Raw genomic sequence first — 26,641 nt, forward strand, 5'->3', positions numbered from 1 at the left:
GTCACCCCTTCGTACAGGCGGCCCCGTTGAGCGTGAAGGCGCCCGGGGCCGCACTGTCGCCGCCGTGGGTCGCCTGGTAGCCGACGGTGACGCTCGCGTTCGGTGCGAGCGTGCCGTTGTACGCCGCGTTCACCGCCGTCACCGCTCCGGAGGCCGGCGTATACGTGGCACCCCAGCCGCCCGTGATGACCTGGCCGGCGGGGAGGGTGAAGCCGAGCCGCCAGCCGTTCACCGTGGCCGTGCCGGTGTTGGTGATCGTCACCGAGGCGGTCAGGCCGGAGTTCCAGGCGTTGGTCGCGACGGTCACCCGGCAGGCGCCGGCCGGGGGTTCGGGCTCGGGGTCCGGGGCGTCCAGACCGAAGAAGGCGATCACATGGGCGCCCATGCCGGCGGCGTAGAGGTTGTGGCCCACGCCCTGAAGGCTGATCGCCTCGACGGGGGCCCGGTCACCGGTGCCGCCGTAGCGGGTGCGGGTCCAGCCGGGCCGGGGCGTGTCGGTGGCCGCCGGTGTCTGGCCGGTGCCGAGCACGTCCGTCCACTGCTTGATCTCCTCCCCGAAGTTGGGGTAGCGCAGGGTGTCGTCCTGCGTGCCGTGCCAGAGCTGCATGCGGGGACGCGGGCCGGTGTACCCCGGGTAGGCGCCCCGGACCAGGTCGCCCCACTGCCGGGGAGTGCGGGTCACGGTGCCGTTCGCACAGGCGCTGTTCCACTCGGAGCCGTCGGTGGTGGCGAAGCAGCCGAACGGTACGCCCGCGAAGGCGGCGCCCGCCGAGAAGACGTCCGGGTAGTCGCCCAGCAGCACGTTCGTCATCATCGCCCCCGAGGAGATGCCGGTGGCGAAGATCCGGCCGGTGTCGGCGTCGTAGGTGCGGACGACCCAGTCGACCATGGACTTGATGCCGACCGGGTCGCTGCCGCCGCCGCGGCGCAGTGCCTGGGGCGAGGAGACGTCGAAGCACTTGCTCGCCCGGGTGACCGAGGGGTACACGACGACGAACCCGTGGCGGTCGGCGAGGGAGGCGTACTCGGTGCCGGAGTACATCGCCGGCCCGGATCCCGTGCAGTAGTGCACGGCCACCAGGACGGCCGGGTGCGCGGTGACGCTGTCGGGCACGTACAGGTACATCTCCAGGTTGCTGGGATTGGCGCCGAAGTCGGCGATCCGCGTGAGCGTCGCGGTGGGGGCCTGGGCGGCCGGGGTTCCGGTGCGGGCCGGGGCCGGGGCTCCGGTGCCGGCGGAGGCCGGGGGTGCGGCGAGGGTCATCGCCGTGAACAGCGCGACGAGCGCGCCGAGGAGCGCGCCGAGCGCCGTGCGCCGCGGTCTCGTCGCGGTGGGGTGGGGGGTGGTGGGCACGTCCTTGTCCCTTCTGGGTTCCGGTCGTGACTCGTGGAACGCATCGTGGCATGGACACGCTCATCATGGAAGCGCTCCCACAGTCCCGGCCCGGCCGGCCTGGCGCGACACGCCACCGACGGAACGGATGCTGCACGAAGCGTTGACTAGAAAGCGCTTGCACTCTACGTTCCGTTCAGCGATGTGACCCACGGGTCGCATTGCCCGGCAGTTCTCGCATGCGGCAAGCAGAATGACGTACGCCATTCACGTACATGAACCCACAACCCCCACACAGAAGGAATCAGGACATGGCTTCTGCGACACGACCACGCGCACGCGGGCGCGCCATGACCGGCGCGCTGGCCGCGCTCGGGCTCTCGGTTGGCATGATCATGACCTCCGGGGCGACGTCGGCGCACGCCGCCACCTGGCCGACCCCCAACGGCAGTGAGGGCGTCTCCTCCACCATCTCGGTCTCCGGCACCAAGGACTACGGGATGAAGCGCCTCTACGGCACCGGCGACCTGGGCTCCGACGGCCAGGACGAGGACCAGGGCCCGATCCTGGAGCTGGCACCCGGCGCCGTGCTGAAGAACGTCATCATCGGCGCGCCCGCCGCGGACGGCATCCACTGCAAGGGCAGCTGCACGCTGCAGAACGTCTGGTGGGAGGACGTCGGCGAGGACGCGGCGACGTTCCGGGGCTCCTCGTCGTCGAACGTCTACACCGTCTCCGGCGGTGGCGCGAAGGAAGCCAGCGACAAGGTGTTCCAGTTCAACGGCGCCGGCACGCTGAACGTCTCGAACTTCGCCGTGAAGAACTTCGGCACCTTCATCCGCTCGTGCGGCAACTGCTCCACGCAGTACAAGCGGACGATCAACCTCAACACCATCGAGGCGACGTGGAAGGGCAGCCGGCTCGTCGGCATCAACACCAACTACGGTGACAGCGCGACCCTCAGGAACATCACGATCGTCGGGGACACCAGCAAGAAGATCGTTCCCTGCCAGAAGTACATCGGCAACGACGACGGCGACGAGCCGGACTCCAACGGCTCCGGCCCCGACGGCACCTACTGCAAGTACTCGTCGTCCGACATCACGTACAAGTGACGTCTCCGTGACGCCCCCACGGTGAGGGGCGGCCGTGCGCGGCGTTCCGGCGCCGCGCACGGCCATTGCCGGATCAGGCCGGGGTCTCGTGCGCCCCGATCCGTCCCGCCTGCTCGCGCTGGTAGTCCCGGTAGGCGTCGCGCAGAGCCGCGCCGGGCCAGTGGGCCGGGAGCAGTTCCCCGGGCAGGACGGGGTCGGCGAGCAGATGGCGGACGACGGCCGCGAAGGCGGTGAGGCGGTCGGCGGGCCGCCGGGCGTCGGCGACGTGGGCGAGCAGCGCGCCGGCCGTGGCGGACCAGGCGTCCAGCGGCCACAGACTCGCGGCCAGCTCACGGGCCGGGCGGCCGGGCCGGGCCGTGTAGTGCTCGGCCACCCGGTCGAGGTCGCCGGGCAGCGGGCGGCGCAGATTGGCGGGGCGCAGCCAGACGCCCTCACGGAGCTCGGCCAGCCGCAGGGCGGTCAGCCGGGCCCGCAGATCGGCGCGTTCGGCGGGACCGCGGCCCGTCGCGGTGATCACGACCATTTCCCAGTCGCCGTCCCACGCGCGCGTGTGCGGGCGTACGGCCTCGTCCTGGCGCCGCTGGCGCTCCAGCAGCCGCTCGCTGAGGCGGTAGCCGGTGTCGGTGCGCCGCAGGTCTCCGGCGGCCGCCATCCTGCTGAGCGCCGCCCGCGCGGTTGAACCGCCGACGCCGAAGCCCTCCACGAGCCGCATCAGCTCCCTCACCGGCAGCTCGGGGGGATGCGTGCCCAGCAGCAGGCTCAGGACGACCGACCGCGCGGACAGCGGGCGCAGCGCGGGTTCGCCGGGGGGCGCGGAGTGGTTCATCGGCATGTGCACGTACTGTACGTGCGCCTCGCGTGTTGCACGATTGCTGCGGCCGTAGGAATAGTGCAACACTCATCGTATGACGACACGCGCGCACGAGCGGTACGAGGAATCCGGAGGGCGCCCGGAGGGATACGCCACGCACGACGTGACCAACCAGCCCCCTCCGCCGGCCCCGTACGACGCGTCCGACGACACGGCCCTGCTGGAGGGGCTGCGGCGGGAGGGCGCCGGGTGGGCCGAGGAGGATCTGCGGCGGCTCGGCCGGCGCGCGGGCAGCGCCGAGGCGCAGGAGTGGGGGGACCTGGCCAACCGCCACGAACCCGTACTGCGCACGCACGACCGGTACGGCAACCGCGTCGACGAGGTCGAGTACCACCCGAGCTGGCACCACCTGATGCGCGTGGCGATCGGCGAGGGCCTGGCCGCCGCGCCCTGGGCGGACGGCCGGCCGGGCGCCCATGTCGCGCGCAGCGCGGGCGGGCTGGTGTGGGGCCACACCGAGGCGGGGCACGGCTGTCCGACGTCGATGACGTACGCGGCGGTCCCCGTCCTGCGGCGGCAGCCGGAGCTGGCGAAGGTGTACGAGCCCCTGCTCACCAGCCGTGAGTACGACCCGGGGCTCCGGACGCCCACACAGAAGCGGGGTCTGCTGGCGGGCATGGGGATGACCGAGAAGCAGGGCGGCTCTGACGTCCGTACGAACACCACGACGGCCACGCCGACCGCGGAGGCCGGCGTGTACACGCTGCGCGGGCACAAGTGGTTCACGTCCGCGCCGATGTGCGACGTGTTCCTTGTGCTGGCCCAGGCGCCCGGGGGTCTGTCCTGCTTCCTGGTGCCCCGCGTGCTGCCCGACGGAAGCCGCAACACCTTCCGCATCCAGCGGCTGAAGGACAAGCTCGGCAACCGGTCCAACGCCTCCTCGGAACCCGAGTTCGACGGCACGGTGGCCTGGCTGGTCGGTCCCGAGGGCCAGGGCGTCAAGACGATCATCGAGATGGTCAACTGCACGCGGCTGGACTGCGTGATGTCCTCGGCGACGCTGATGCGCAAGACGCTGGTGGAGGCGGGGCATCATGTGCGGCACCGCAGCGCGTTCGGTGCCCGGCTGGTCGACCAGCCGCTGATGCGCAACGTGCTGGCCGATCTCGCGCTGGAGTCCGAGGCCGCGACGACGCTCACGCTGCGGCTGGCCGGCGCGGCCGACCGGGCGGTGCGCGGGGACGCCGGGGAGGCGGCGTTCCGGCGGATCGCCACCGCCGTCGGCAAGTACTGGGTGACCAAGCGGGGGCCGGCGTTCACCGCGGAGGCCCTGGAGTGCCTGGGCGGCAACGGCTACGTGGAGGAGTCGGGCATGCCCCGCCACTACCGTGAGGCCCCGCTGCTGTCGATCTGGGAGGGCTCGGGGAACGTCAACGCCCTCGACGTGCTGCGGGCGCTGGGCCGTGAGCCCGCCACCGCCCACGCCCTCTTCGACGAACTCGCCCTCGCGCGCGGGGCGGACGCCCGGCTGGACGCGGCCGTGACGCGGCTGGAGGGCGCACTGGCCGAGGGGTCCGAGGCGGGTGCCCGTCGGCTGGTGGAGCTGATGGCCCTCACCCTCCAGGGCTCCCTCCTGGTCCGGCACGCCCCGCCCGCGGTCGCCGACGCGTTCTGCGCGACCCGGCTCGGCGGCGACTGGGGGCACGCCTTCGGCACGCTTCCGGACGGCGCCGATCTCACCGGCATCCTGGACCGCGCGCTGCCGGGCGAGGGCTGAGCGAACCGGGCGCCGCGTGTTCGGGGCCGGCACGCGCCGTGACGGAGGAGGGCGCGCGCCGGCCCGCCCCTCCGGAGCCGGGCCGCGAACGATCCGCGCCCCCTGTCCCCGAGCCCCGTGCCGCCACCCCCGGGCGGGCGGTGCGCCCCGGGGCAGCGGGGCGCATCACCGCTGTGAACTGCGGTGACGGCGTGTGCGGAGGTGACTGTCAGTGGCGGGGTGCAGACTAGCCGGTGTCCGAGACGAAGGCGTCGACGAGGACGCCGCGGAGGTGATCGGCATGACCGAGGTACTACTCGCCGTGGGCACCCGCAAGGGCCTGTTCATCGGGCGCCGGCGAGGTGGCGCCTGGGAGTTCGACGAGAGTCCCTACTTCAACGCGCAGGCCGTGTACTCGGTCGCCATCGACACGCGCCGTGCCACCCCGCGGCTGCTGGCCGGCGGCGACAGCTCGCACTGGGGTCCGTCGGTGTTCCACTCCGACGACCTGGGCCGGACCTGGACGGAACCGGCCCGGCCGGCCGTCAAGTTCCCCAAGGACACGGGGGCTTCCCTGGAGCGCGTGTGGCAGCTGCACCCGGCCGCCGCCGAGCCGGACGTGGTGTACGCGGGCACGGAACCGGCCGCGCTGTACCGCTCGGAGGACCGCGGGGAGAGCTTCGAGCTGGTCCGCCCCCTGTGGGAGCACCCCACGCGGTCCCAGTGGGTGCCGGGCGGCGGCGGCGAGGGGCTGCACACCGTCGTCACCGACAAGCGGGACCCGCGGGCCGTGACGGTCGCCGTCTCGACCGCGGGCGTGTTCCGCACGTCCGACGGCGGTGCCAGCTGGACGCCGTCCAACTCCGGTGTGTCCGCGGTGTTCCTGCCGGATCCCAACCCGGAGTTCGGCCAGTGCGTGCACAAGATCGCACAGGACTCGGCGACCCCGGACCGGCTGTATCTGCAGAACCACTGGGGCGTGTACCGCAGCGACGACGCGGGCGCGCACTGGACGGACATCGGCGAGGGACTGCCGTCCACGTTCGGGTTCGCGGTGGCCGCCCATCCGCACCGCGGCGACACGGCGTACGTGTTCCCGATCAACGCCGACTCGGACCGGGTCCCGGCCGAGCGGCGCTGTCGCGTCTTCCGCACGGCGGACGCGGGCAAGACCTGGGAGCCGCTCACAGCGGGACTGCCGCAGGAGGACCACTACGGCACGGTGCTGCGCGACGCGCTGTGCACCGACGACGCGGAGCGGGCGGGTGTGTACTTCGGCAACCGCAACGGCGAGGTGTTCGCATCCGCCGACGACGGCGACAGCTGGCGGCAGTTGGCCTCGCACCTGCCGGACGTGCTGTGCGTGCGGGCCGCGGTCGTCGCATGAGCCGGACCGGGGGGGACTGGCCCGGCCACCGGTTGATCGCCGTCACCCGTACGGCAGTAGGGTGACGCCCGTGGCACCACGACCCTTGCATGAAATCGTCGAAGCGGGCTGGGCGAAGGCCCTGGAACCCGTCGCCGGGCGCATCTCCGCCATGGGTGACTTCCTGCGCGCGGAGATCGCCGCCGGACGCACCTACCTCCCGGCCGGACCGAACGTCCTGAGAGCCTTCCAGCAGCCCTTCGACGACGTACGGGTCCTGATCGTCGGACAGGACCCGTACCCGACCCCGGGGCACGCGGTGGGGCTGTCGTTCTCGGTCGCGCCCGAGGTGCGCCCGCTGCCCGGCAGCCTCATCAACATCTTCCGCGAGCTCAACACCGACCTGGGCCTGCCCCAGCCGTCCAACGGCGACCTGACACCGTGGACGCAGCAGGGCGTACTGCTGCTCAACAGGGCGCTCACCACGGCCCCGCGCAGTCCGGGCGCCCACCGCGGCAAGGGCTGGGAGGAGGTCACGGAGCAGGCGATACGGGCGCTGGCCGGGCGCGGCAAGCCGCTGGTGTCCATCCTGTGGGGCCGCGACGCCCGCAATCTGCGTCCGCTGCTCGGTGATCTGCCCGCCGTGGAGTCCGCCCACCCGTCCCCGATGTCGGCCGACCGCGGGTTCTTCGGCTCCCGCCCGTTCAGCAGGGCCAACGAGCTGCTGATGAGGGCGGGGGGTCAGCCGGTGGACTGGCGCCTGCCGTGACCGGGTCCGGGGCGGGTGCACCGGGTTCGCCCGGTGCGGCGGCCGGTTCGGGGTTCCTCGCCGTGGACTCGGGCGGTTCCGGTCTGCGTGTCGTCGTCGGCACCACCGGGCGCGGGCCGCTCGGGCGGCGTGCGTCGCGGGAGCCGGTGCGCACCGGGGCCCGGGGCATCGAGCCGGGGCACCTGATGGAGCAACTGGTGCCCATGGCCCGGGCATTGACCGTCGAGGCCGGCCTTGACCGGGTCGGCACCGTGGTCGTCGGAGCGGCCGGGCTGGCCACGCTGGGCGACGCCCTGCGCGCCGAACTGCCGGGTGCCCTGGCCCGGGAGCTGGGCGCACGGTCCGTGGCGCTCGTCGCCGACGCCGTCACCGCGTACGCCGGTGCCCTCGGGCCGCGGCCCGGTGCCGTCGTCGCCGCGGGCACGGGCCTGATCGCGATCGGCACCGACCTGGCCCGCTGGCGCCGCGCGGACGGGTGGGGCCATCTGCTCGGGGACTGCGGGGGCGGTGCCTGGATCGGGCGGGCCGGGCTGGAGGCGGCCCTGCGCGCCCATGACGGGCGGGACGGCGGCTCCGTCCGGCTGCTGGCCGCGGCCGAGGAACGGTTCGGACCGGCGTGGGGACTGCCCGGGAAGCTCTACCCGCGCCCGGACCGGCCCGCCGTCCTCGCCTCCTTCGCCCCCGAGGTGGCCGCGTGCGCGGCCGGGGACCCCGTCGCCGCGGACATCCTGCGCACCGCCGCCCGGCACATGGCCGACTCGGCCGCCGCGGTCTGCCCGTCCGGCGGCGCGCCGCGGATCGCCGTCACCGGCGGCCTGCTGAAGATGGGCGAGCCTCTCGTCGTACCGCTGGAGGAGGAGCTGGCGAAGCGGCTGCCGCATGCGCAAAAGGTGACCGCCGAGGGCGATCCGCTGCACGGGGCGGTTCGCATCGCGACCGATCTGGCGACCGGTTCGCTCACCCTCCCGGGTGATGAGCGGATGTTGTACGTGACGGGCGCGACGGACGGCTGAGAGTCATCGCTCGAAGCGTCGACAAGTCGACTTTCCCACCGCGGGTGTTGTCACCCGTGAGAGGGAAATCGTGCCGATGTCGTCCGATCCGTACGTAACTCATCAGACAAAACCGGACGGATACCGCTCACCTGCACCCTCCCCGAACAGGGGAGCCCAATAAGCCAGTAACATGCGGCGCCATGAGCTCCCCCACTGGGCCCGCGTCCGGCCTGCCAGTACGAATGCCGCGCCCCCGCCAGCCCGGACGGCACCGCCGTCCCGAACCCCTGGTGGCTCCCGAGGGCGCGCCCGCGCTCGTCCTCGCGGTGCCGGGCACGCCCAGTAGCGCCACCCGCGGCCTCGCCGACGAGGTCGTGAGCATCGCCCGCTCCGAGCTGCCCGGCCTCGACGCCCGGATCGGGTACGTGGACGGGGACGACACCGAGTTCCCCTCGCTCTCGGCCGTGCTCGTGCGCGCCGCCGAGGAGCGCACCGCCCGCTACGAGCAGGCCGTCGCCGCAGGTGCGGAGGTGAAGGAGCCCGAGGGCCCCGTCGCCGTCGTGGTGCCGCTGCTCGCCGGTCCGGACAGCGCGCTGCTGCGCCGGATCCGCCAGGCCGTGATGGACAGCCGGGTCGCGGCCGAGCTGACCGACGTGCTCGGCCCGCACCCGCTGCTGGCCGAGGCGCTGCACGTCCGGCTCTCCGAGGCCGGTCTCGCCCGCGCCGACCGGGCCCGCCTGTTCACCGTGGCGACCGCCGCGGACGGCATCATCCTGGCCTCCGTGGGCGGTGACGAGGCCGTGCAGGCGGCCGGGATCACCGGCATGCTGCTCGCCGCGCGTCTCGCCGTGCCGGTGATGGCCGCGGCCCTGGACCAGGAGGGCTCGATCGCGTCCGTGGCCGAGCAGCTGCGCTCCTCGGGTTCGCAGCAGCTGGCGCTCGCGCCGTACCTGATCGGTCCCGAGATCGACGCGGCCCTGCTGGAGGAGGCGGCCAAGGAGGCGGACTGCTCCGCCGCCGAGGCGCTCGGCCCGTACCCGGCGATCGGCAAGCTGGCGCTGGCGAAGTACACGACGGCGCTGGGCATCTCCCCGCAGCAGCCGCAGGGCGCGCCGGTCCGCTGACGCGCACGGCGCCCGCACAGGGCCGAAAGGGCCCGCTCCGGTGCAGGAGCGGGCCCTTCGTCGTTCCGTGCCGGGCCAAGGGCCGGCTGCCCCGGTCGGTCCGTCCCGCCGGTCAGCCGAAGATCACGCAGGACGCCGCCGGCACGGCGAGGGAACCGGTGCGGTGCGGGAGGCCGGTCCGGGGGTCCACGGTGAACCAGGTCACATCTCCGGAGCGCTCGTTCGCCACGTACAGGTGGCCGTGCGACTCGGCGATCGCCCGCGGCCAGTGCCCGCCGCAGGGCACCGTGCCCACCGGCCGGAGTCCGTCCGGCTCGACGGCGAACACGGACAGGATGTCCTCGCCCCGGGTCGCGGTCCACACGAAGCGGCCGTCGGGCGAGACGACGATGCCCGACGGATAGGCGTCGCCGGCCGGGGTTCCCGGCAGCACGGGCGTTTCGGTGAGCGGGGTCAGGAGGCCGCTCGCGGCGTCCCAGCGGCAGACGGTGACGGTCGGCGCGAGTTCGTTGACCACGTAGGCGCGTGCACCGTCCGGGTGGAAGGCCAGGTGCCGCGGACCCGAGCCGGGGCGCAGCGCGATCTCCCGGTGCACGGCCGGGGCGCCGTCCGTCAGCGTGCACACCCGCACCGAGTCCGTGCCGAGGTCCACGCTCACGGCCCACCGCCCGCTCGGGTCGGGCTGCACCTGGTGGGCGTGGGGCGCCTGCTGGCGCAGTGTGTGCGGGCCCGAGCCGGTGTGCCGGAGCACGCCGGACGCGGCGGGGGCGAGGGTTCCGTCGGAGCGTACGGGGACGGCGGTGACGCTGCCGGAGCCGTAGTTGGCGGTCAGGACGTGTCCGGCGAACAGGCTGAGGTGGGTCGGCCCGTCGCCGTCGACGGCCACCGCAGGCCCGGCCGGCTCCGGCCTGTCGCCGGTCACGCGGTAGGCGGCCACCGCGCCCTCGGAGGTCTCGCTGACCGCGTAGAGCGTGTCGCCGCCGGGGGCCAGGGCCAGGTAGGAGGGGTCGGGCACGCCGTCCACGGTGCTCAGGACCGTCAGTGCGCCGCTGTCCGCGGCGACGGCCGCGGTCACGATCCCCGGGCCTCCCGCCGCCGTGAACGAGCCGATGAACGCCCGCCGCTGCCGCTTGCCGCCCTCTGCCACCGCTGGCCCCTCTCGTCGCGCGCCTCGTTTCGCGGACCGGTCCTGTGCCGCCCGGGCCGACGGTAGCAGTCGATCACGCCAGGTCTAGACCAAGGTGGAGGCGCACCGGTGGGATCAGGCCCCGACCAGCGGCGGGCGCGAGGGCGAGCGCAGGGGTGCGGCGAGTTCGGCGAGGGCGCGTTCCACGCCGTGGAGGTGGGCCAGCGCCGGCTCCGTGGCGAGCGGCCGGTCCGGGTGGGCGGGGACGGCTCCGCCGCCGGTGAGGGCCTCGACGGCGGCCTCGACCCGCCAGCAGGCGGCGGCCAGCCGGGCGTCGTGCGAGGCCTCGGGGTCGGCCGCGACGGCGACCAGACCGCGGATCTCGCGGGCGCAGTCGTCGAGCAGCTCCAGCACCCTGCGGGCGCGCCGCTTGCGTCCGTACGCCGGGTTGAGCGGGTGCACGAGCGGGGCGACGGACAGCCGTACCCGGGCGAGCAGCTGCTCCAGTTCGGCCACCCGGGGTGCCGGGTCGGCGCCCTCGGTGCCGGCGAGGCGGGCGGCGGCCTCGGCGGTGCAGGCGTGGACGCAGCGCAGGGCGCGCTGGATCCAGGCGTCGGTGACGGCGTGCGTGGTGACCGGCAGGACGAGGACCACCGCGAGCGCGGCACCGAGCGCGCCGACGCCGGTCTCGGCGAGCCGCACGGCGAGCAGGCCGGGGGTGAGGACACCCAGGAGCCCGTAGAGGAGTTCGGCGAGCAGCGTGACGCAGAGCATCATCCAGGTGTAGGACACCGCGGCCGTGTAGAAGATGCCGAAGACGCTGGCGGCGGCCAGCACGGCCGTGGGCACCGCGGCACCGTCCACGGGGACGGCGATCAGCAGTCCGAGGCCGATGCCGATGACCGTGCCGAGGACCCGCCGGAAGCCACGGACGAGGGTCTCGCCGCGCGAGGTGGTGTTGACGAAGACCCACCAGGTGGCGCCGACGGCCCAGTACCAGCGGTCCCCCGACACCAGGTGCCCCGCGACGAGGGCGAACGCGGCGCCCACGGTGGCCTGGACGGCCTGGCGGGTGGTGACGCGGGCGAGGCCGGTGCCGCCGGGCGGGGCGGGCACGGCGGCCGGCGGCAGGCGGCGCTCGTAGCACCAGAGCCCGAAGCGGACCGCCGCGGCGGCGGCCACGGACAGCAGGACGGCGGCGTACAGCTCGGGCAGCAGGCCGGTGGTCGCGTGCAGGAACTGCGCCACGAAGAAGGTCATGAACGCGAACACGCCGAGGCTGTGTCCGCGCGGGCCCCAGCGGCGGGCGTAGACGCCCGCGCCGACCACGGCGAGGAAGGTGAGGTCCCGGGCCACCGGATGGTCGTGCAGGAAGGCGGCGGCGGTGAGCACCGGCAACCCGACGGCGGGGAGCAGCGCGGTGGTGACCGCCTGCCCGCGCACGGTGGCGTCGGTGACGGTGAACAGCGCGAGCAGCGCGGCAAGCCCGCCGGTGACGGCGCCCACGAGGGAGTGCCCGGCCAGGCCGCAGACGAGCACGGCCAGAGCGATGCCGAGGACGGCCCGTGCGGCGAAGCGCAGCCGCGTCCGCCCCGGGTCCGGAGCCGTGAACACCCTCTTCAGCACTGATTACCGCCCCCTTCGCGAACCGGTCGTCGCCCGCAGACTCATCGGCATGAAAAAGGCGCCGCGGGAACCCGCAGCGCCATCGACCCCTCCATATCAGCATCTCTTCCACCAGTGGCTCAACTGTCGTCTTCAGAAGTGGGCCATTGGTACAGTGATCACGGCTTTCCCAGGGCCACCGAAGAGCCAATGGCCGACGAGGAGACCCGGCGCCATGACCGTGGACGAGCTCGACACCCGCATCCTGCGCCTGCTGCTGGACCAGCCGCGCACCAGCGTGCGCGAGTACGCCCGCATCCTCGGCATCGCCCGCGGCACACTGCAGGCCCGCCTGGACCGCCTGGAACGGGACGGCGTGATCACCGGCACCGGCCCGGCCCTCTCCCCCGCGGCCCTCGGCCACCCGGTGCTCGCGTTCGTGCACATCGAGGTCACCCAGGGCCATCTGGACGACGTCGGCGACGCGCTGGCGGGCGTACCGGAGATCGTCGAGGCCTTCTCCATCACGGGCGGCGGAGACCTGCTGACGCGGGTCGTGGCTCGGGACAACGCACACCTGGAGGACGTGATCCAGAAGCTGATCAGTCTGCCCGGCGTGGTCCGCACGCGCACCGAGGTGGCCCTGCGCGAGCGGGTCGCGTACCGGCTGCTGCCCCTGGTCGAGTCGATCGGGCGGACGGCGAGGAGATGATCCTTGGCATCCTGGACCCCATGAACACTCTCGGCAGCATCTCGGTCATCTTCGATCTCGACGGCACACTGGTGGACAGCGAGCCGAACTACTACGAAGCAGGCCGGCAGACCCTCGCCGAGCACGGCGTCACGGACTTCACCTGGGCCGACCACGAGGGCTACGTCGGCATCAGCACGCAGGAGACGGTCACCGACTGGAAGAAGCGGTACGGCCTGCGCGCCTCGGTGGAGGAACTGCTCGCCGACAAGAACCGCCGCTACCTGGAACTGGTCCGCGGCTCCACGCGCGCGTACCCCGAGATGCGGAAGTTCGTCGAGCTGCTCGCGGGCGACGGCGTGCCGCTGGCCGTGGCCTCGGGTTCGTCGCGCGAGGCCATCGAGGCGACCCTGGCCGGTGCGGGCCTGGACGGGTATCTGCGCACCCTCGTCTCGGCCGACGAGGTCACGCACGGCAAGCCGGCCCCCGACGTCTTCCTGGAGGCCGCCCGCCGGCTCGGCGCGGAACCGGCCGACTGCGTGGTCGTGGAGGACGCCGCCCCGGGCGCCGCCGCGGCGCACGCCGCCGGGATGCGCTGCATCGCGATCCCGTACGTCGCCGCGCAGGCCGACGCCCCGGAGTTCGCCACGGCCGGCCTGCTGGTGCGCGGGGGTCAGCGGGAGTTCACGGCGCGGGCCGCGTACGACTGGCTGACGGGGCCGGCACGGGCCTCCTGACCGAACTCGTCAGTACCGTTGACGCTCACGGGTCCCGTGCCTATCTTCTGGGCGATCGTTCGAACGTTGCTCGATATATCGAACGTCACGTCACCCCCAGAAGAAGCGAGGAGCACATGGCAGCGCCCCTCTCCCGGCGGGCCCTTCTGCTGGCCACGGCCGTCACCGCGGGCACCCCCGGACTGTCGTACGCGGCGGGCGGCGGCCGGCCCACCGGGGCCTCGGCGGCCTCGGGCCGGCCGCAGGCCCCGGCCTCCCTCCCGGCACCGGCGGCCTGGAGCGTGCGGCCGTTCGCCCTGGAGGACGTGACGCTCGGCCGGGGCGTCTTCGCCGACAAGCGGCGGCTGATGCTGGACCACGCCCGCGGCTACGACGTGAACCGGCTGCTGCAGGTCTTCCGGGCGAATGCCGGGCTGTCCACGCTCGGTGCCGTCGCCCCCGGCGGCTGGGAGGGGCTGGACGGCGAGGCCAACGGCAATCTGCGCGGGCACTACACCGGTCACTTCCTGACCATGCTGTCCCAGGCGTACCGCAGCACCGGCGAACAGGTCTTCGCCGAGCGGATCGGCACCATGGTCGGGGCGCTGTCCGAGGTGCGCGAGGCGCTGCGGCGCGACCCGGCGGTGCTGAGCGTGGCGGGCCGGTTCGGCACGGCCGCGGAGAACCCGCGGGGCTCCTACCAGTACGTCGACCTGCCGGCCGGCGTCCTCGGCGGCGCCGCGGCGATCACGCTGGCCGTCTGGGTGAAGCCGGCCCACGACGGCGCCTGGGCCCGCGTCCTCGACTGCGGCGACGACACGACCCGCTACCTGTACCTCGCCGCCCGCAACGCCGACGGCGTGCCCCGCTTCGCCGTCACCACCGGCGGCCCGGGCGGAGAGCAGGGCCTCGACGGCACGGCGCCCCTGCCGCTGAACGAGTGGAGCCACCTGGCCGTGACCCTCGCGGACGGCACCGGCACCCTCTACGTCGACGGCACGGCCGTGGCGCGGAACACGGGCATGACCCTGACCCCGGCGGCCCTCGGCGCCCTCGCCGACCACTGGCTCGGACGCTCGCACTACCCCGCCGACCCCGTCTTCGCGGGCGCCTTCGAGGAGTTCAACGTCTGGTCACGCGCCCTGACCGCCGCCGAGATCGGCGCCCTCCGGGACAGCCGCGCCGCGGACACCCCGGCGGGCCGGGGCGACCTCGCGTCGTACGCCTTCGACGAGACGAGCGGCGGGACCTTCGCCGACGCCTCGGGCCGGGAACTGACCGCCACGCTGCGCCGCACCTGGGGCGGGCCGAGCCACCCCGGGTTCCTCGCCGCGTACCCGGAGACGCAGTTCATCCGGCTGGAGTCGATGACCGGCAGCGACTACACCCAGGTCTGGGCGCCGTACTACACCGCGCACAAGATCCTCCAGGGGCTGCTGGACGCCCATCTCGCCACCGGCGACGACCGGGCGCTGGACCTCGCCTCCGGCATGGGCGACTGGATGCACTCCCGGCTGTCGAAGCTGCCCGCCGCCACGCTGCAGCGCATGTGGGGCATCTTCTCCAGCGGGGAGTTCGGCGGCATCGTGGAGGCCGTCTGCGAGCTGCACACCCGCACCGGCAGGCCGGAACACCTCGCGCTGGCCCGGCTGTTCGACCTCGACCGGCTCATCGACGCCTGCGCCGCGGACACCGACGTCCTCGACGGCCTGCACGCCAACCAGCACATACCGATCTTCACGGGCCTGGCGCGGCTCCACGACGAGACGGGCGAGGAGCGCTACCTCACCGCCGCCAGGAACTTCTGGCGCATGGTCGTACCGCACCGCATGTACGCCATCGGCGGCACCAGCACCGGCGAGTTCTGGAAGGCCAGGGGCGTGATCGCGGGAACGATCGGCGCGACCACGGCCGAGACCTGCTGCGCGTACAACATGCTGAAGCTGAGCCGGACGCTGTTCTTCCACGAGCAGGACCCGGCGTACATGGACTACTACGAGCGGGCGCTGTACAACCAGGTGCTCGGCTCGAAGCGGGACCTGCCGGACGCGGAGAAGCCGCTCGTCACCTACTTCGTCGGCCTGACGCCCGGCCATGTACGGACTACACGCCCAAGCAGGGGACGACGTGCTGCGAGGGCACGGGCATGGAGAGTGCCACGAAGTACCAGGACTCGGTGTACTTCGCCGCGGCCGACGGCAGCGCCCTGTACGTCAATCTCTACAGCCCGTCCACGCTCACCTGGGCCGAGCGGGGTGTCACCGTCACCCAGAGCACGGACTTCCCGCGCGAGCAGGGCAGCACCCTCACCGTCGGCGGCGGCAGCGCCTCCTTCGCGCTGCGGCTGCGCGTCCCGTCGTGGGCGACCGCCGGGTTCCGCGTCACCGTGAACGGCCGCGCGGTGCCGGGGACTCCGAGGCCGGGCAGCTACTTCACCGTGTCCCGGACCTGGCGCAGCGGGGACACCGTACGCATCGCCATGCCGTTCCGGCTGCGGGTGGAGAAGGCCCTTGACGACCCGTCGTTGCAGGCCCTGTTCCTCGGCCCGGTCAACCTGGTCGCCCGCAGCTCCGCCACCGGCCACCTGGAGGTGGGCCTGTACCGCAACACGGGTCTGTCCGGCGACCTGCTGCCCACGCTCACGCCGGTTTCCGGCAGGCCGCTCCACTTCCTGCTGGACGGTACCGAGTGGGCGCCGTTCTTCGAGGGCACCGAGGATCCGGCGCACGCCTACTTCCGGCGTTCCGAGCCCCGGGTGGTCCTCGGCGGCACCGACTCGGGCGTCGCCAACCCCGCCAGGGCCGACGGCACCACGCTCCTGGACGACGTCTGGGCCGCCGCCCCGTTCCGTGGCAAGGGCGCCCTGGTGGCGCACGTGCGGTCCACGGTGGAGGAGTGGGTCACCGCGGGGCTGCTCGCGCGCGGCGACGGCGAGCGGGTGGTGAGGACGGCCCGGACGGCCACGTACGCGGACTGACACGGAACGCGAGCGGACCGGGGCGACGAGAGGAAGAACACATCCCGGGCGGGCAGGTTTTTGCCCGGGACGGTGATCGGTTCGCCGCGCGGATCCGTATCTCCAGGTGTCCCAGTCCGCTCACCGAGCCTGTCTTCGCCCCTGGAGGCACGATGCGCATGACGCGCACCACGGCAGGGACCGCCTTCGTGTGCGGTGCCCTGGTCCTCACCCTCACCGCGCTCGCCTACCCGACCATGCTCGGGGTGCGGAACACGGCCGGCGGTCAGGACCGCGTCGTCGCCGACACGCGCTACGGACCGCTCACCGAGGCGGACCGGGACTTCGTGGTGAAGGTCCGCGCCGCCGGGCTGTGGGAGCACCCGCTCGGGCTGATGGCCATGGAACGGGGGACGACCCCGGAGATGAGAGAGGCCGGCGAGCACCTGGTCGTCGGACACGCCCGGCTCGACGCGACCTGCCGCAGGATCGCGCCCGAGCTGGGCATCACGCTGCCCAACCAGGCGTCACCCCAGCAGCAGCAGTTCGTGTCGACCGCCGACGGCACGACGGGCAGGCAGTTCGACACCACGGCGGTGAACATCATGCGGATCACCCACGGGCAGATCTTCCCGGTCGTCGCCAAGGTCCGCGCCAACACCAAGAACTCCCTGGTGCGGCAGCTGGCCGACCAGGCCAACGACACCGTGCTGGACCACATCACCGTGCTGGAGAAGACCGGCCTGGTCAACTTCGACCAGGTCAACCTCCAGCAGTCGGCCCCGCCGGACCTGCCGAAGGCTCAGCTCACCCCGCCCGCGCCGCAGCCGGGGGAGCCGGTTCTCACCCTCACCGAGCCGCCCGGACTGGATGTCGAGACCGGTTCCCCGACGCCCGGTCCGACGATCCGCTGAGGCCGCCGGCCGGGCCGGGCGCGTCACCTGCGGCGGGGCCTGCCCCGCCTGCCGCCGCCCTTCGTGCTGTTCGAGCCGCGGCGCGCGCCTCCGGCCGGTTTCCCGGCCGCCGGCTTGCGCCGCGCACCGGCGGTGTCGGTGCGTTCGGCCTTGGGCTGCGCCTGGGGCTGCCTGCGGCCCCGGGTGCTGTTGACCGTCCGTCCGCGGACGATCCCGATGAACTCCTCCACCAGGTCCGTGTGCGCGTCCTCCGGCCAGGAGAGCGCCACACCCGACGCGGGGGCGTCGGTGACCGTGCGGTACGTGAGGTCCTTGCGGTGGTGCAGCCGGGCCAGCGACAGGGGCACGACCAGCACTCCCACTCCGGCGGCGACCAGTTCCACGGCGTCGGCCGTGGTGGCGGGGCGCTCGATGGCGGGCCGGCCCGGCGGCCGCTCCCAGCCGAGCACGTCGTCGAGGGGGTGCAGCACGAGCTCGTCGGCGAGGTCCTCGACGGTCACCTCGTCGGCCGCGGTGACGAGGTGGTCCTTGGGGACGACGACGACCGTGGTCTCGGTGTAGAGGGGGATGGCGCTGAGGACGGTCCGGTCGACGGGCAGCCGCACCAGACCGGCGTCGGCGCCGCCGCCCAGCAGGACGCCGCCCGCTTCGGCGGCGGAGACCTGGGTCAGGGACAGCGGGACGTCCGGCAGCCGCTCGTTCCAGATGCGCACCCACTTGTCGGGCGTCACCCCCGGGACGTACGCGAGCCGGAACGAGGGGGGTTCTTCCGAGGCTGTCACCCGGCCAGGTTACCGGGCGTGGCCGGGGGGACGGTGACCGGTGCCCGTCGGCGGTCGCGGTCACCCGGCGTGGTCAGAGGTCGCGCACACGCTCGATACCCTGGAGCCATGACGTCGCACCAGAGCACCCAGACCATGAAGCCCGCCACGGCGGCGAAGAAGCTGGGTGTGTACCTCCAGGCCACACCCGCTGAGTTCCAGGAGGGCGTCGTCTCGCGCGCCGAGCTGAACGCACTGCAGGCCGACCCGCCCCAGTGGCTGCGGGACCTGCGCCGCGACGGTCCCCACCCCCGGCCGGTGGTGGCGGCGAAGCTGGGCGTCTCCATCGCGGGCCTGCACCGGGGCGGGGTCACGGAACCGCTCACGACGGAGCAGATCGAGGCGCTGAAGCAGGAGCGCCCGGAGTGGCTGGAGCGGGAACAGGCCGTCCAGGCCGACGTCCGCAAGGAGGCGGCGCGCGTCAGGAAGCTGCACGCCGAGCGCGCCGAGCGTGCCGAGCAGGGCTGAGCGCTCCCCCGGCCGAGTCCCGCAGCCGTCCCCCGCGGTGTCACCGTGCCCCGACGGGAAACCCGAGGAACGGGTGTCCCGGCGAAGGGAGTGAGGGCTCATGAAGTACGCCGATGTGGTCCGGACGGTCCAGGAGCAGAGCCGTTCGGTCGGCCGCGAGGAGGCCGAGGCCACGGTGAAGGCCGTACTGCGGACCCTGGCCGAACGGCTCCCCGAGGGGCTGGCCGGCCATCTGGTCGCGCAGTTGCCGCACGAGCTGGCCGATGAGATCCGCTCGCCGGAGGGGGCGCCGGGCGGGCCCGGGCAGCCGTCGGGCGCCGAGCGGTTCGGGCTGACCGCGTTCGCGGGCCGGGTCGCCTGGCGGGCCGGGATCGACGAGGAGGCCGCGCTCCAGCGTTCGGCCGTCGTGCTGAACGTGCTGGACGCCGTCGTCTCCCCCGAGCAGATGACGAAGGTCGCGGGCGCGCTGCCCCCGGACATCCGGGAGCTGCTGCCCACGACGCGTGCCGTGGAGACGGAGGTCTGAGGGCCGCCGTCCGCCCGCCCCGCGGTGCCGGTCGCGGCGATGCCGGTGCGCCGGTTCAGCCGGCCGCTGCCGGTGCGGCGCGTACGTCGAAACCGCCGTGACCGTCGAACCGCACGTCGTACACGGCGTCGAAGCCGTCGGCCCGCGACGGGCGGCGCAGCCGCTTCAGCGTGGCGCGGATGCCGACGACCGGGACGCGCCGGTGCCCGGTGCGCACGGCGTTGCGCCGCAGCGAACCCGCGAGGTCGGGTGGGAACCAGTAGGCCACGACGCGGGCGCCGTGGGCGTGCCCGGCCGCCACCAGCGGGGCCCATTCCTCCGCGGACGGGTTGGTGTTGTCCACCGCCACCGACCGGCCCGCGCTCAGGGCCTCCTCGATCAACCGCATCTGCCGGGCCTGCTTGTTGCGGGCACCGCGCGGGAAGAGGTCCTTGCTCACCAGGATGTGACCGTCCTGGAGGCGCTGCCGGTAGAAGGTGGACTTCCCCGTGGCCTGAAGACCGACCATGACGGCCACTTCGGTCACACCGCTCAGCCCTCCGCCCTCTGCTCGGTCAGGCTCCACGCGTACTGCAGCCAGTCCGACACCGTCACCGCGCTCAGCCCCGCGGCCAGCAGTCGGGCCGCGCGGGGTTCGCACGCGTAGGTGCCGAAGAGCACGCCCGCCACCCAGGCGGAGACGCAGAACGGACAGGACACCAGGTCGCCGACGGCGCGCCGCAGACCGCTGCCGCGGGGTGCGTCCATCACCTCGTTGGCTTCGCCCTCCTGCTCACGACGGGTGAACGGCGACCTCAGGAAGCTCGTGACCTTGTCCTTGGACAGCAGCCGGGACGCCTTGAACGTCGCCGTGCCCAGCAGGGCCACGTCCCAGGGCGGCACGGTGTCGGGCAGCCGCAGCCCGCGGCGCCGTGCCGCCGCCGTGAACAGCCCGGCGCCCACCGCGAAGGTCGTCGCCAGCGCGGCGTACCCCGCGAGGGGCGTCTCCTCGTCGCCGTCGTACTGCCGCTCACCGTCCGTCATGCGTTCCTCCTCGGGGCGTCAGTCCGGTGCCGGTCTGCCGAAGAGTTCCGCGCAGTCCGCCGGCAACTGTGACAGGAGATGATCGAGCTGCTCGTCGGGGACCACGTCGGCGACCGTGGAGAGCACGGCGCCCGCGTCCCATTCCGCCGTCCGCGGCCGGGCCCCGGTCTGCTGGGCCACGCGCCGGAGGAACTCCTCACGGCCGAAGGACTCCGGACGCCCCCGCTCCAGGCGCAGCGCGTCGTCCAGCGGCGCGGGCAGCCGTGCGGCCAGGCCGGTGGCCTCCTCCGGGGTGATCCGGGACGCGAGCACCCAGAGCACGGCCGTGCTGACCTGCTCGGACTCGTCCCGACTGTGGTACTCCCCGCGGTCACCGACCCGGGCCAGGAACTCGTTCAGCGTCACGACACGCCTCCATCCGCCGGTTCCCGATCGCGCACCGGGTGCCCGTCGGCCGGGCGGGAAAACGGCCCGGGTCACCGGCGAGCGCGCGCCGTGGCGGCGAAGTCCGCCACCCGTGCCACGGCGTCGTCCCGGAACAGGGCGCGCCCGGCGGCGATCCGCTCGCGCCGGGCCGGACCCGGCACGGTGAGCCGCCGCAGGGCCCCGAGCAGCGCGGCATCGTCCTCGGCGACCTCGGACACCCCGAGCGCGGCCATCCGCCGGACGCCGTCCGCGCCGTGTCCGGGCAGGGGACGGAACCCCACGACCGGCAGGCCGGCGGCGAGGGCCTGGACGGCGGTCTGTCCGGCGGCGTTGTCGACCAGTGCGCGGGCCGCGTGCAGCAGGCCGGGCATGTCCGTGACCCAGCCCAGCGCGAGCACCCCGGTCCGGCCGGACAGCTCGCGGCGCAGCCGTTCGTTGCCGCCGCACAGCACGACCGGCAGGAAGCCGTGGTCCGCCAGCACCCGGACGGTGGCGTCCGGCCGCGCGGCGACTCCCCAGGCGCCGGCCGACAGCACGACGGGGGGCCGGCCGGGAGCCGCACGGTCGAAGAGCCGCTGCCAGCCGGCCGCGCCGGGCGCGTCGGCGAAGAATTCGGGCGCCACCACCGGCCCGCACGCCTCGGCGGACGTGCCGGTGCTCTCCCGGACCTGGCCCGCGGCGTCGTCGGTGAGGCACAGGCAGTGGTCGTTGCCGGGGTGGAGCCACTGCCGGTGGACGGCGAAGTCGATCACGAGGACGACGCTGGGCACGGACAGCAGTCCGCGGGAGCGGAGGTGCCCGGTCAGCTGGGCGCCGAGGTGGAAGACGGGGACGACGACGTCGGCGTCCGTGCGCTCGGCCAGCTCCCGCAGACGGGGGCCGGCGAGCCGGGCCAGCGGGGTGCCGCTCGGGCGCCGGCCGGTGCCGGGGCGCAGGAAGAGGCGGTACACGGCGGCGTAGACCCAGGGGGCGTACCGGACCGATCCGCGGTAGAAGCGGCGCAGGGCACCGCCCAGGCCGTACGGGAGCAGCGCCAGGACGTCCGCCACCACCGCGTCGTCGCCGCGCTCCCGGGCCCGGCGGACGAGTTCGGCGGCGACCGTGTCGTGGCCGGCGCCCATGCTCGCGCTGACCACCAGCAGGCGCATGCCGCCCCGCGCGGGGCGCGCTGCCGGCGGCCGGCGGGGCGTTGACCGGCTGCGAGAAGGCACGGCTGTGCAGGTTGCCGTCCCGCCGGGTTCCAAACCGCTGCGCACCGGGGCGTTTCGGGCGGTGTGGCCGGGATACTCCTTGACCGCCCGTCCCGCCGGACGGGTGGAGCCCCGACCCCGGTCGGCCGCTCCCGTGGCGTCCGCCCCGCAGCCAAGGTGGTCCCCCATGGTCCATGCCTTCTCCCGCACCCGGCCCGCGCCCGGCCCGCCGGTCGTCGCACCCGACGCGGACAGCGCCAAGCCCCTGCAGCGGACCGGCGGCGGGGCGTCACGGACCCGCACCGCCCTGGTGACCGGGGCGTCCTCCGGCATCGGCGCGGCCGTCGCCCGCCGGCTGGGTGCCGAGGGCACCTGGCGGCTGGTGCTCAGCGGCCGAGATCCGGGGCGGCTGCGCAAGGTCGCCGAGGACACGGCGGCCACGGCCTTCGCCATGGACCTCACCCTGCCCGACGCGGACCGGCAACTCGCCGACTTCGCGCTGGCCTCGGCGGGCCCGGTGGACCTGCTGGTGGCCGGGGCCGGGATCGGCTGGGCCGGGGAGTTTCGCGACATGCCCCCGCACACCATCGACGAAGTGCTCGACACCGACGTACTGGCCACGCTGCGGCTCGTACGGCTGCTGCTGCCGGGCATGGTGGAGTCCGGATCCGGGCGGGTTGTGCTCATCGGGTCGCTGGCGGGCTGTGTCGGAGTGCGCGACGAGGCCGTGTACTCCGCCGCCAAGGCCGCGCTCGGCGCCTTCGCGGACGCCCTGCGCTACGAGCTGCGGGGCACCGGTGTGGGCGTCACCCACGTGGTGCCCGGGGTCGTCGACACGCCCTTCTTCGAGCACCGCGGCGCGCCGTACCGGCGGTCCAGGCCGCGGCCGGTGTCGCCCGAGCGCGTGGCCGACGCGGTCCGCACGGCGGTCGTGCGGGGGCGGGACGAGGTGTACGTGCCGGGCTGGCTGCGGCTGCCGTGCCGGGTCCGGGGAGCCGCTCCGGGGCTGTACCGGTGGATGGCGGCGCGGTTCGGATGACCGGGAGCGCGCGGCGGTGAGCGTCCTCACCGTCGTCCTCGCCCTGTTCGCGGCGCTGTCCAACGCCGCGGCCTCGGTACTGCAACGGCACGCCGCGGCACAGGACGGGGACGACGGTGGCGGCGCCCGCTCGGCGGTGCGCTCGATGCTGCGCCTGGTGCGCGACCGGTACTGGGTGGCGGGTGCGGCGCTGCTCGCCGTGACCACCGTGCTGCAGGCGGCGGCCCTCTCGGTGGGGAGTCTGGCCGTCGTCCAGCCGCTGATGGCGACGGAGCTGCTGTTCACGCTGATGGTGGGCAGCATGGTGTTCCACCGGCGTCCCGACCCGCGGACCTGGCTGGCGTTCGTGGCCCTGGCCGTGGGGCTGGCACTGTTCCTGGGCGCCGCCGCGCCGTCGGCCGGGCACGACACCGCGTCCCCGGACCTGTGGCTGTGGGCGGGCGTGGCGCTGTCCGGCATGGTGACCGGCCTGGTCCTGGCGGGCCGGCTGGTGCGGGGCTCGCCCCGAGCCGCCCTGTTCGGGCTGGCGTCGGCGGTGTCGTTCGGGGGGACGGCGGCGTTGCTCAAGGAGGTGACGGGGCGGCTCCCCCAGGGGGTGGGCGCGGTTCTGTCGCAGTGGCCGCCCTACGCCACGGCGGTCGTCGGCGTGATCAGCTTCGTGCTGCTGCAGAGCGCCCTGCGGGCGGGGTCCCTGGCGGCCTCGCAGCCGGCGCTCACGCTCGGGGACGCGCTGACCAGCGTGGCCCTGGGCTGGGCCCTGTTCGGCGAGCAGATCGGCCTCGGGGTGCGGGTGCTGCCCGAGCTGGTCGGCGTGGCCCTGATCGGTGTCGGCAGCGTCGGACTGGCGCGCGCGCCCTCGGTCCACGGCTCGTGGGACACCGCTTCGTCATCGCGCGACGGCCCGGGCTCCGGCGTGCGCAAACCCGAACGGCAGGAATCATGAACGGTGGGAACGCGAACGCCGGCAGGCGGGGGCGGCCGGAGACGGAAGCGGCAGGATCGGCAGGGCGGCCACGGAACGGATGGGATGCGCAGGCGGCGGGCGGCGCGAGCGGCCCGAGACGGAGCGGCGGGACCGAGAGCGGGGCAACGGCGAAACGGAACCGGTGGGGAACGCGAGCGGCCGGTAGCGGTCCGGCCGCGGACGCGAGCGGACACGCCGGAGGCGGGATCGTGAGCCGGGTCCGGCTCCCTGGAGGCGAGGAGGCACCGCGGATGCGTGAGCGGTCCCTTGCGGAACCTGTGGGACGTGCGGGACGTGGACGCGTGGCCTGCGCCGTGGCGCCGGCCGTCGTCGCGCTGGCCCACATCGGTCCGGCCGTGACCTGGCTGCCGGGTCTGCGCCGGAGGTGGTTCCCGGGGCTGGCGGGTCAGGGCCGGCCCGACCACGTCGCGCTCACCTTCGACGACGGTCCCGATCCGGTGTCCACGCCTCACTTCCTCGACGCGCTGGGCGGACTCGGCGTGCGGGCGACCTTCTTCGTCCTCGGCGAGAACGTGGTACGCCACCCGGAGCTGAGCCGCGAGATGGTGCGCCGGGGACACGAACTGGGCGTCCACGGCTGGAGGCACGACCGTCCCTGGCTGCCGTCGCCGGGGCGCGACGCACGCGACCTGCTGCGCGCCGCCGAAGCGGTCCGCGAGGTCACCGGCCGGGACGGTCCGCGCTGGTACCGCCCGTCCTACGGCGTCCTCACCTCGGGGCGCTGGGCCGCGGCCCGGCGAGCCGGGCTCCGGCCCGTCCTGTGGACGGCATGGGGCAAGGACTGGCGGCGGGACGCCACGCCCGAATCGGTGCGGGCCGCCGTCGCGGCGGACCTGCGCGGCGGCGGCACGGTGCTCCTGCACGACGCCGACCACGCCTCCGCCCCGGGCAGCTGGCGAGCCGCCCTCGGCGCCCTGCCCGGCCTCGTCGCCGACTGCCGCGTCACCGGCCTGGTGGTGGGGCCGCTCGCCGAGCACGGCATGACCGGCGAGGACGGGCCGAGGACGCGGCGATGAGGACACGCCCGGAGGGTGAGCGGGCCGCGCCCGACGGCACGCACCCGGGTGCCGTTTCGGTCACCGGCGCCGGGACAGCCGTACCGTCATGAGCCACGGAGCCGAGCGGTCCGCAGCGGAGCCGGACGCGTCCTGTCCGCCTTGGGCGCTGCGCGAGTACGCCGTGCTCGCCGACGGTGAGCGGGGGGCGGTCCTGGACCCGCGGGGCCGGATCGTCTGGCTGTGCGCCCCGCGGTGGCACGACGACGCGGTGTTCTCCGCGCTCATCGGCGGCACGGGGCACTTCACCGTCGGACCGGTGGACCGCCGCAACGTGTGGGGCGGTTACTACGAGGAGGGCACCCTGATCCGGGTGAGCCGCTGGCTGACCTCGGGTTGTGTGATCGAGTGCCGTGAGGCCCTGGCGCTGCCGGCCCGCCCGGACCGGCTCGTGCTGCTGCGCCGGATGCGGATGGTGCGCGGCGAGGCCCGGCTGCGCATGGGCCTGGACGTGCGGCCGGGCTTCGGCGAGCGGCGGATGGACCCCCGGCGGGAGGGCGGGACGTGGACCGCCGGGGCGGCGGGGCTGCGGATGCGGTTCACCGGCGCCCCGGACGCGGTCCTGCGGCCCGGGGTGGGACTGGCCGGCGAGTTCCGGCTGCGCGAGGGGCAGACGCACGACCTGGTGCTGGAACTCTCCGAGGGCGTCGAGCAGGAGCCGCTCGACGCCGACGCGCTGTGGCGGGCGACGGAGCGGGAGTGGGACCGCGCCGTTCCGGACTGTTCGCGGCTGGCCGCACCGCGCGACGCCCGCCACGCGTACGCCGTGCTGCGCGGCCTGACCAGCACCTCCGGCGGCATGGTCGCCGCCGCGACCACCTCGCTGCCCGAGCGCGCCAATCGGGGGCGCAATTACGACTACCGCTTCGCCTGGCTGCGCGACCAGTGCTACGCCGGTCTCGCGGTCGCCGCGCACGGCCCGCACGAGCTGCTCGACGACGCCGTGCGCTTCGTCGCGGAGCGCGTCCTCACGGACGGCGACGGGCTCCGTCCCGCCTACACGGTCGACGGGCGGCCGGTCGGAGCGCAACGCACGCTGCGGCTGCCGGGCTATCCCGGCGGCGACGACCACGTCGGCAACGACGCCGGAGCCCAGTTCCAGCTGGACACCTTCGGCGAGGTGCTCCAGCTCTTCGCGGCGGCCGCCGTGCACGACCGGCTCGGCGAGAACGCGGAACGCGCCGCCGCCGTCGCCGTGGACGTCGTGGAGCGGCACTGGCTCCGGCCGGACGCCGGGCTGTGGGAGCTGGAGGACCGGTGGTGGACCCACTCACGGCTGAGCGTGGTGTGCGGTCTGCGGCGGATGGCCGCGGTGCTGCCGGGCCCGGCGGGGCGGCGGTGCGGCGAACTCGCCGGCACCGTGCTGCGGGAGACCCGGCGCCGGTGCGCGGGCGCCGACGGCCGCTGGTACCGGGCCGCCGACGACGACGGTCCCGAGGCCGCGCTGCTCATGCCGGTGGCCCGTGGCTGTCCGGGCGGCGACGACGGCGGCGCCGCCACGCGCGCGTACGTCGAGTCCCGGCTCACCGAGGACGGCTACCTGTACCGGTTCGAGCATCCCGGCGTGCCGCTGGGAGAGGCGGAGGGCGCCTTCCTGCTCTGCGGGTTCACCATGGCGCTCGCCGCCGAGCGGCTCGGCGACCGGGTCGGCGCGTTCCGCTGGTTCGAGCGGACCCGGGCGGCGTGCGGGCCGCCCGGGTTGTTCGCCGAGGAGTACGACGTCCGTCAGCGCCAGTTGCGCGGCAACCTTCCGCAGGCGTTCGTGCACGCGCTGCTGCTGGAGTGTGCCGTCCGGCTGGGCGGCGTCCCGGCGCTGCCCTGACGCCGGGCG

Annotated in this window: 24 protein-coding genes and 1 pseudogene; 16 read left to right on the top strand and 9 right to left on the bottom strand. The window is 74.3% G+C overall.

Translation table 11 applies throughout. From position 1 onward, the window contains the following. Position 1: 1 nt before the first annotated feature. Positions 2-1,354, bottom strand: coding sequence for an extracellular catalytic domain type 1 short-chain-length polyhydroxyalkanoate depolymerase (locus tag H0H10_RS19245; RefSeq protein ID WP_309141840.1), 1,353 nt, complete (start codon positions 1,352-1,354; stop codon positions 2-4). Positions 1,355-1,644: 290 nt separating this feature from the next. On the opposite strand from H0H10_RS19245, the gene H0H10_RS19250 reads away from it, so the two are divergent. Further along, positions 1,645-2,448 (top strand): pectate lyase, encoded by an 804-nt coding sequence (locus H0H10_RS19250; protein ID WP_188182248.1) that lies wholly within the window; start codon positions 1,645-1,647, stop codon positions 2,446-2,448. A gap of 73 nt (positions 2,449-2,521) precedes the next feature. Here the strand turns inward: H0H10_RS19250 and H0H10_RS19255 are convergent, their stop codons facing one another. Continuing rightward, complete coding sequence (locus H0H10_RS19255) at positions 2,522-3,274, bottom strand: PaaX family transcriptional regulator C-terminal domain-containing protein (protein ID WP_188182470.1); 753 nt, start codon at positions 3,272-3,274, stop codon at positions 2,522-2,524. A 79-nt stretch (positions 3,275-3,353) separates the two neighbouring features. On the opposite strand from H0H10_RS19255, the gene H0H10_RS19260 reads away from it, so the two are divergent. The 5 genes from H0H10_RS19260 to H0H10_RS19280 all read left to right on the top strand — a co-directional run bounded on the left by H0H10_RS19260 (position 3,354) and on the right by H0H10_RS19280 (position 9,269). After that, positions 3,354-5,036 carry a DNA alkylation response protein gene (locus tag H0H10_RS19260; protein ID WP_188182249.1) on the top strand — a complete coding sequence of 561 codons (1,683 nt, stop codon included), beginning with the start codon at positions 3,354-3,356 and terminating at the stop codon, positions 5,034-5,036. 211 nt (positions 5,037-5,247) lie between these two features. Continuing rightward, positions 5,248-6,402 carry a WD40/YVTN/BNR-like repeat-containing protein gene (locus H0H10_RS19265; RefSeq protein WP_188182250.1) on the top strand — a complete coding sequence of 385 codons (1,155 nt, stop codon included), beginning with the start codon at positions 5,248-5,250 and terminating at the stop codon, positions 6,400-6,402. A gap of 70 nt (positions 6,403-6,472) precedes the next feature. Continuing rightward, positions 6,473-7,150 (top strand): uracil-DNA glycosylase, encoded by a 678-nt coding sequence (locus H0H10_RS19270; RefSeq protein WP_188182251.1) that lies wholly within the window; start codon positions 6,473-6,475, stop codon positions 7,148-7,150. Next, positions 7,147-8,163: an N-acetylglucosamine kinase gene (locus H0H10_RS19275; RefSeq protein WP_188182252.1), complete on the top strand. Its 1,017-nt coding sequence runs from the start codon at positions 7,147-7,149 to the stop codon at positions 8,161-8,163. The genes H0H10_RS19270 and H0H10_RS19275 overlap by 4 nt, the downstream gene beginning before the upstream one ends. A 182-nt stretch (positions 8,164-8,345) precedes the next feature. Next, the gene (locus tag H0H10_RS19280) at positions 8,346-9,269 is read left to right on the top strand and encodes a sirohydrochlorin chelatase (RefSeq protein ID WP_188182253.1); all 924 of its coding nucleotides are present in this window, start codon (positions 8,346-8,348) and stop codon (positions 9,267-9,269) included. A 112-nt stretch (positions 9,270-9,381) separates the two neighbouring features. Here the strand turns inward: H0H10_RS19280 and H0H10_RS19285 are convergent, their stop codons facing one another. Next, complete coding sequence (locus H0H10_RS19285; RefSeq protein ID WP_188182254.1) at positions 9,382-10,416, bottom strand: lactonase family protein; 1,035 nt, start codon at positions 10,414-10,416, stop codon at positions 9,382-9,384. Between the two features lie 114 nt (positions 10,417-10,530). Continuing rightward, the gene (locus H0H10_RS19290) at positions 10,531-12,021 is read right to left on the bottom strand and encodes an FUSC family protein (RefSeq protein ID WP_188182255.1); all 1,491 of its coding nucleotides are present in this window, start codon (positions 12,019-12,021) and stop codon (positions 10,531-10,533) included. 214 nt (positions 12,022-12,235) lie between these two features. On the opposite strand from H0H10_RS19290, the gene H0H10_RS19295 reads away from it, so the two are divergent. The 4 genes and pseudogenes from H0H10_RS19295 to H0H10_RS19310 all read left to right on the top strand — a co-directional run bounded on the left by H0H10_RS19295 (position 12,236) and on the right by H0H10_RS19310 (position 17,277). Next, complete coding sequence (locus H0H10_RS19295; protein WP_188182256.1) at positions 12,236-12,712, top strand: Lrp/AsnC family transcriptional regulator; 477 nt, start codon at positions 12,236-12,238, stop codon at positions 12,710-12,712. Positions 12,713-12,732: 20 nt separating this feature from the next. Next, the gene (locus H0H10_RS19300; RefSeq protein WP_188182257.1) at positions 12,733-13,428 is read left to right on the top strand and encodes an HAD family hydrolase; all 696 of its coding nucleotides are present in this window, start codon (positions 12,733-12,735) and stop codon (positions 13,426-13,428) included. 116 nt (positions 13,429-13,544) lie between these two features. Continuing rightward, positions 13,545-16,384: pseudogene (locus tag H0H10_RS19305) on the top strand (beta-L-arabinofuranosidase domain-containing protein). A gap of 152 nt (positions 16,385-16,536) precedes the next feature. Then, on the top strand, positions 16,537-17,277 hold the full coding sequence (locus tag H0H10_RS19310; RefSeq protein ID WP_188182258.1) for a DUF4142 domain-containing protein: 741 nt from the start codon (positions 16,537-16,539) through the stop codon (positions 17,275-17,277). Between the two features lie 23 nt (positions 17,278-17,300). On the opposite strand, the gene H0H10_RS19315 is transcribed toward H0H10_RS19310, so the two are convergent. Then, positions 17,301-18,059, bottom strand: coding sequence for a LysR substrate-binding domain-containing protein (locus H0H10_RS19315; RefSeq protein WP_188182259.1), 759 nt, complete (start codon positions 18,057-18,059; stop codon positions 17,301-17,303). Positions 18,060-18,167: 108 nt separating this feature from the next. Here H0H10_RS19315 and H0H10_RS19320 point away from each other — a divergent pair, with 108 nt between their 5' ends. Continuing rightward, complete coding sequence (locus H0H10_RS19320; protein ID WP_188182260.1) at positions 18,168-18,566, top strand: DUF5997 family protein; 399 nt, start codon at positions 18,168-18,170, stop codon at positions 18,564-18,566. Between the two features lie 100 nt (positions 18,567-18,666). After that, complete coding sequence (locus H0H10_RS19325; protein WP_188182261.1) at positions 18,667-19,092, top strand: DUF2267 domain-containing protein; 426 nt, start codon at positions 18,667-18,669, stop codon at positions 19,090-19,092. A 55-nt stretch (positions 19,093-19,147) separates the two neighbouring features. On the opposite strand, the gene H0H10_RS19330 is transcribed toward H0H10_RS19325, so the two are convergent. The 4 genes from H0H10_RS19330 to H0H10_RS19345 all read right to left on the bottom strand — a co-directional run bounded on the left by H0H10_RS19330 (position 19,148) and on the right by H0H10_RS19345 (position 21,689). Then, the gene (locus H0H10_RS19330) at positions 19,148-19,618 is read right to left on the bottom strand and encodes an AAA family ATPase (RefSeq protein ID WP_309141841.1); all 471 of its coding nucleotides are present in this window, start codon (positions 19,616-19,618) and stop codon (positions 19,148-19,150) included. Between the two features lie 5 nt (positions 19,619-19,623). After that, complete coding sequence (locus tag H0H10_RS19335) at positions 19,624-20,115, bottom strand: DUF1360 domain-containing protein (RefSeq protein WP_188182262.1); 492 nt, start codon at positions 20,113-20,115, stop codon at positions 19,624-19,626. Positions 20,116-20,133: 18 nt separating this feature from the next. After that, on the bottom strand, positions 20,134-20,520 hold the full coding sequence (locus H0H10_RS19340) for a DUF2267 domain-containing protein (RefSeq protein ID WP_188182263.1): 387 nt from the start codon (positions 20,518-20,520) through the stop codon (positions 20,134-20,136). A gap of 71 nt (positions 20,521-20,591) precedes the next feature. After that, the gene (locus H0H10_RS19345; RefSeq protein ID WP_223180117.1) at positions 20,592-21,689 is read right to left on the bottom strand and encodes an MGDG synthase family glycosyltransferase; all 1,098 of its coding nucleotides are present in this window, start codon (positions 21,687-21,689) and stop codon (positions 20,592-20,594) included. A 229-nt stretch (positions 21,690-21,918) separates the two neighbouring features. Here H0H10_RS19345 and H0H10_RS19350 point away from each other — a divergent pair, with 229 nt between their 5' ends. The 4 genes from H0H10_RS19350 (at position 21,919) to H0H10_RS19365 (ending at position 26,632) form a co-directional block, all read left to right on the top strand. Next, positions 21,919-22,770 (top strand): SDR family NAD(P)-dependent oxidoreductase, encoded by an 852-nt coding sequence (locus H0H10_RS19350; protein ID WP_188182264.1) that lies wholly within the window; start codon positions 21,919-21,921, stop codon positions 22,768-22,770. Positions 22,771-22,786: 16 nt separating this feature from the next. Continuing rightward, entirely contained in the window at positions 22,787-23,713 is a 927-nt protein-coding gene (locus H0H10_RS19355) for a DMT family transporter (RefSeq protein WP_188182265.1), read from the top strand. Between the two features lie 323 nt (positions 23,714-24,036). Then, positions 24,037-24,771, top strand: coding sequence for a polysaccharide deacetylase family protein (locus H0H10_RS19360; protein ID WP_373566854.1), 735 nt, complete (start codon positions 24,037-24,039; stop codon positions 24,769-24,771). A gap of 88 nt (positions 24,772-24,859) precedes the next feature. Beyond that, positions 24,860-26,632: a glycoside hydrolase family 15 protein gene (locus H0H10_RS19365; protein WP_188182267.1), complete on the top strand. Its 1,773-nt coding sequence runs from the start codon at positions 24,860-24,862 to the stop codon at positions 26,630-26,632. The last annotated feature ends 9 nt before the right edge of the window (positions 26,633-26,641 follow it).

The organism is Streptomyces griseicoloratus (genome assembly GCF_014534645.1).
GTDB lineage: Bacteria > Actinomycetota > Actinomycetes > Streptomycetales > Streptomycetaceae > Streptomyces > Streptomyces griseicoloratus.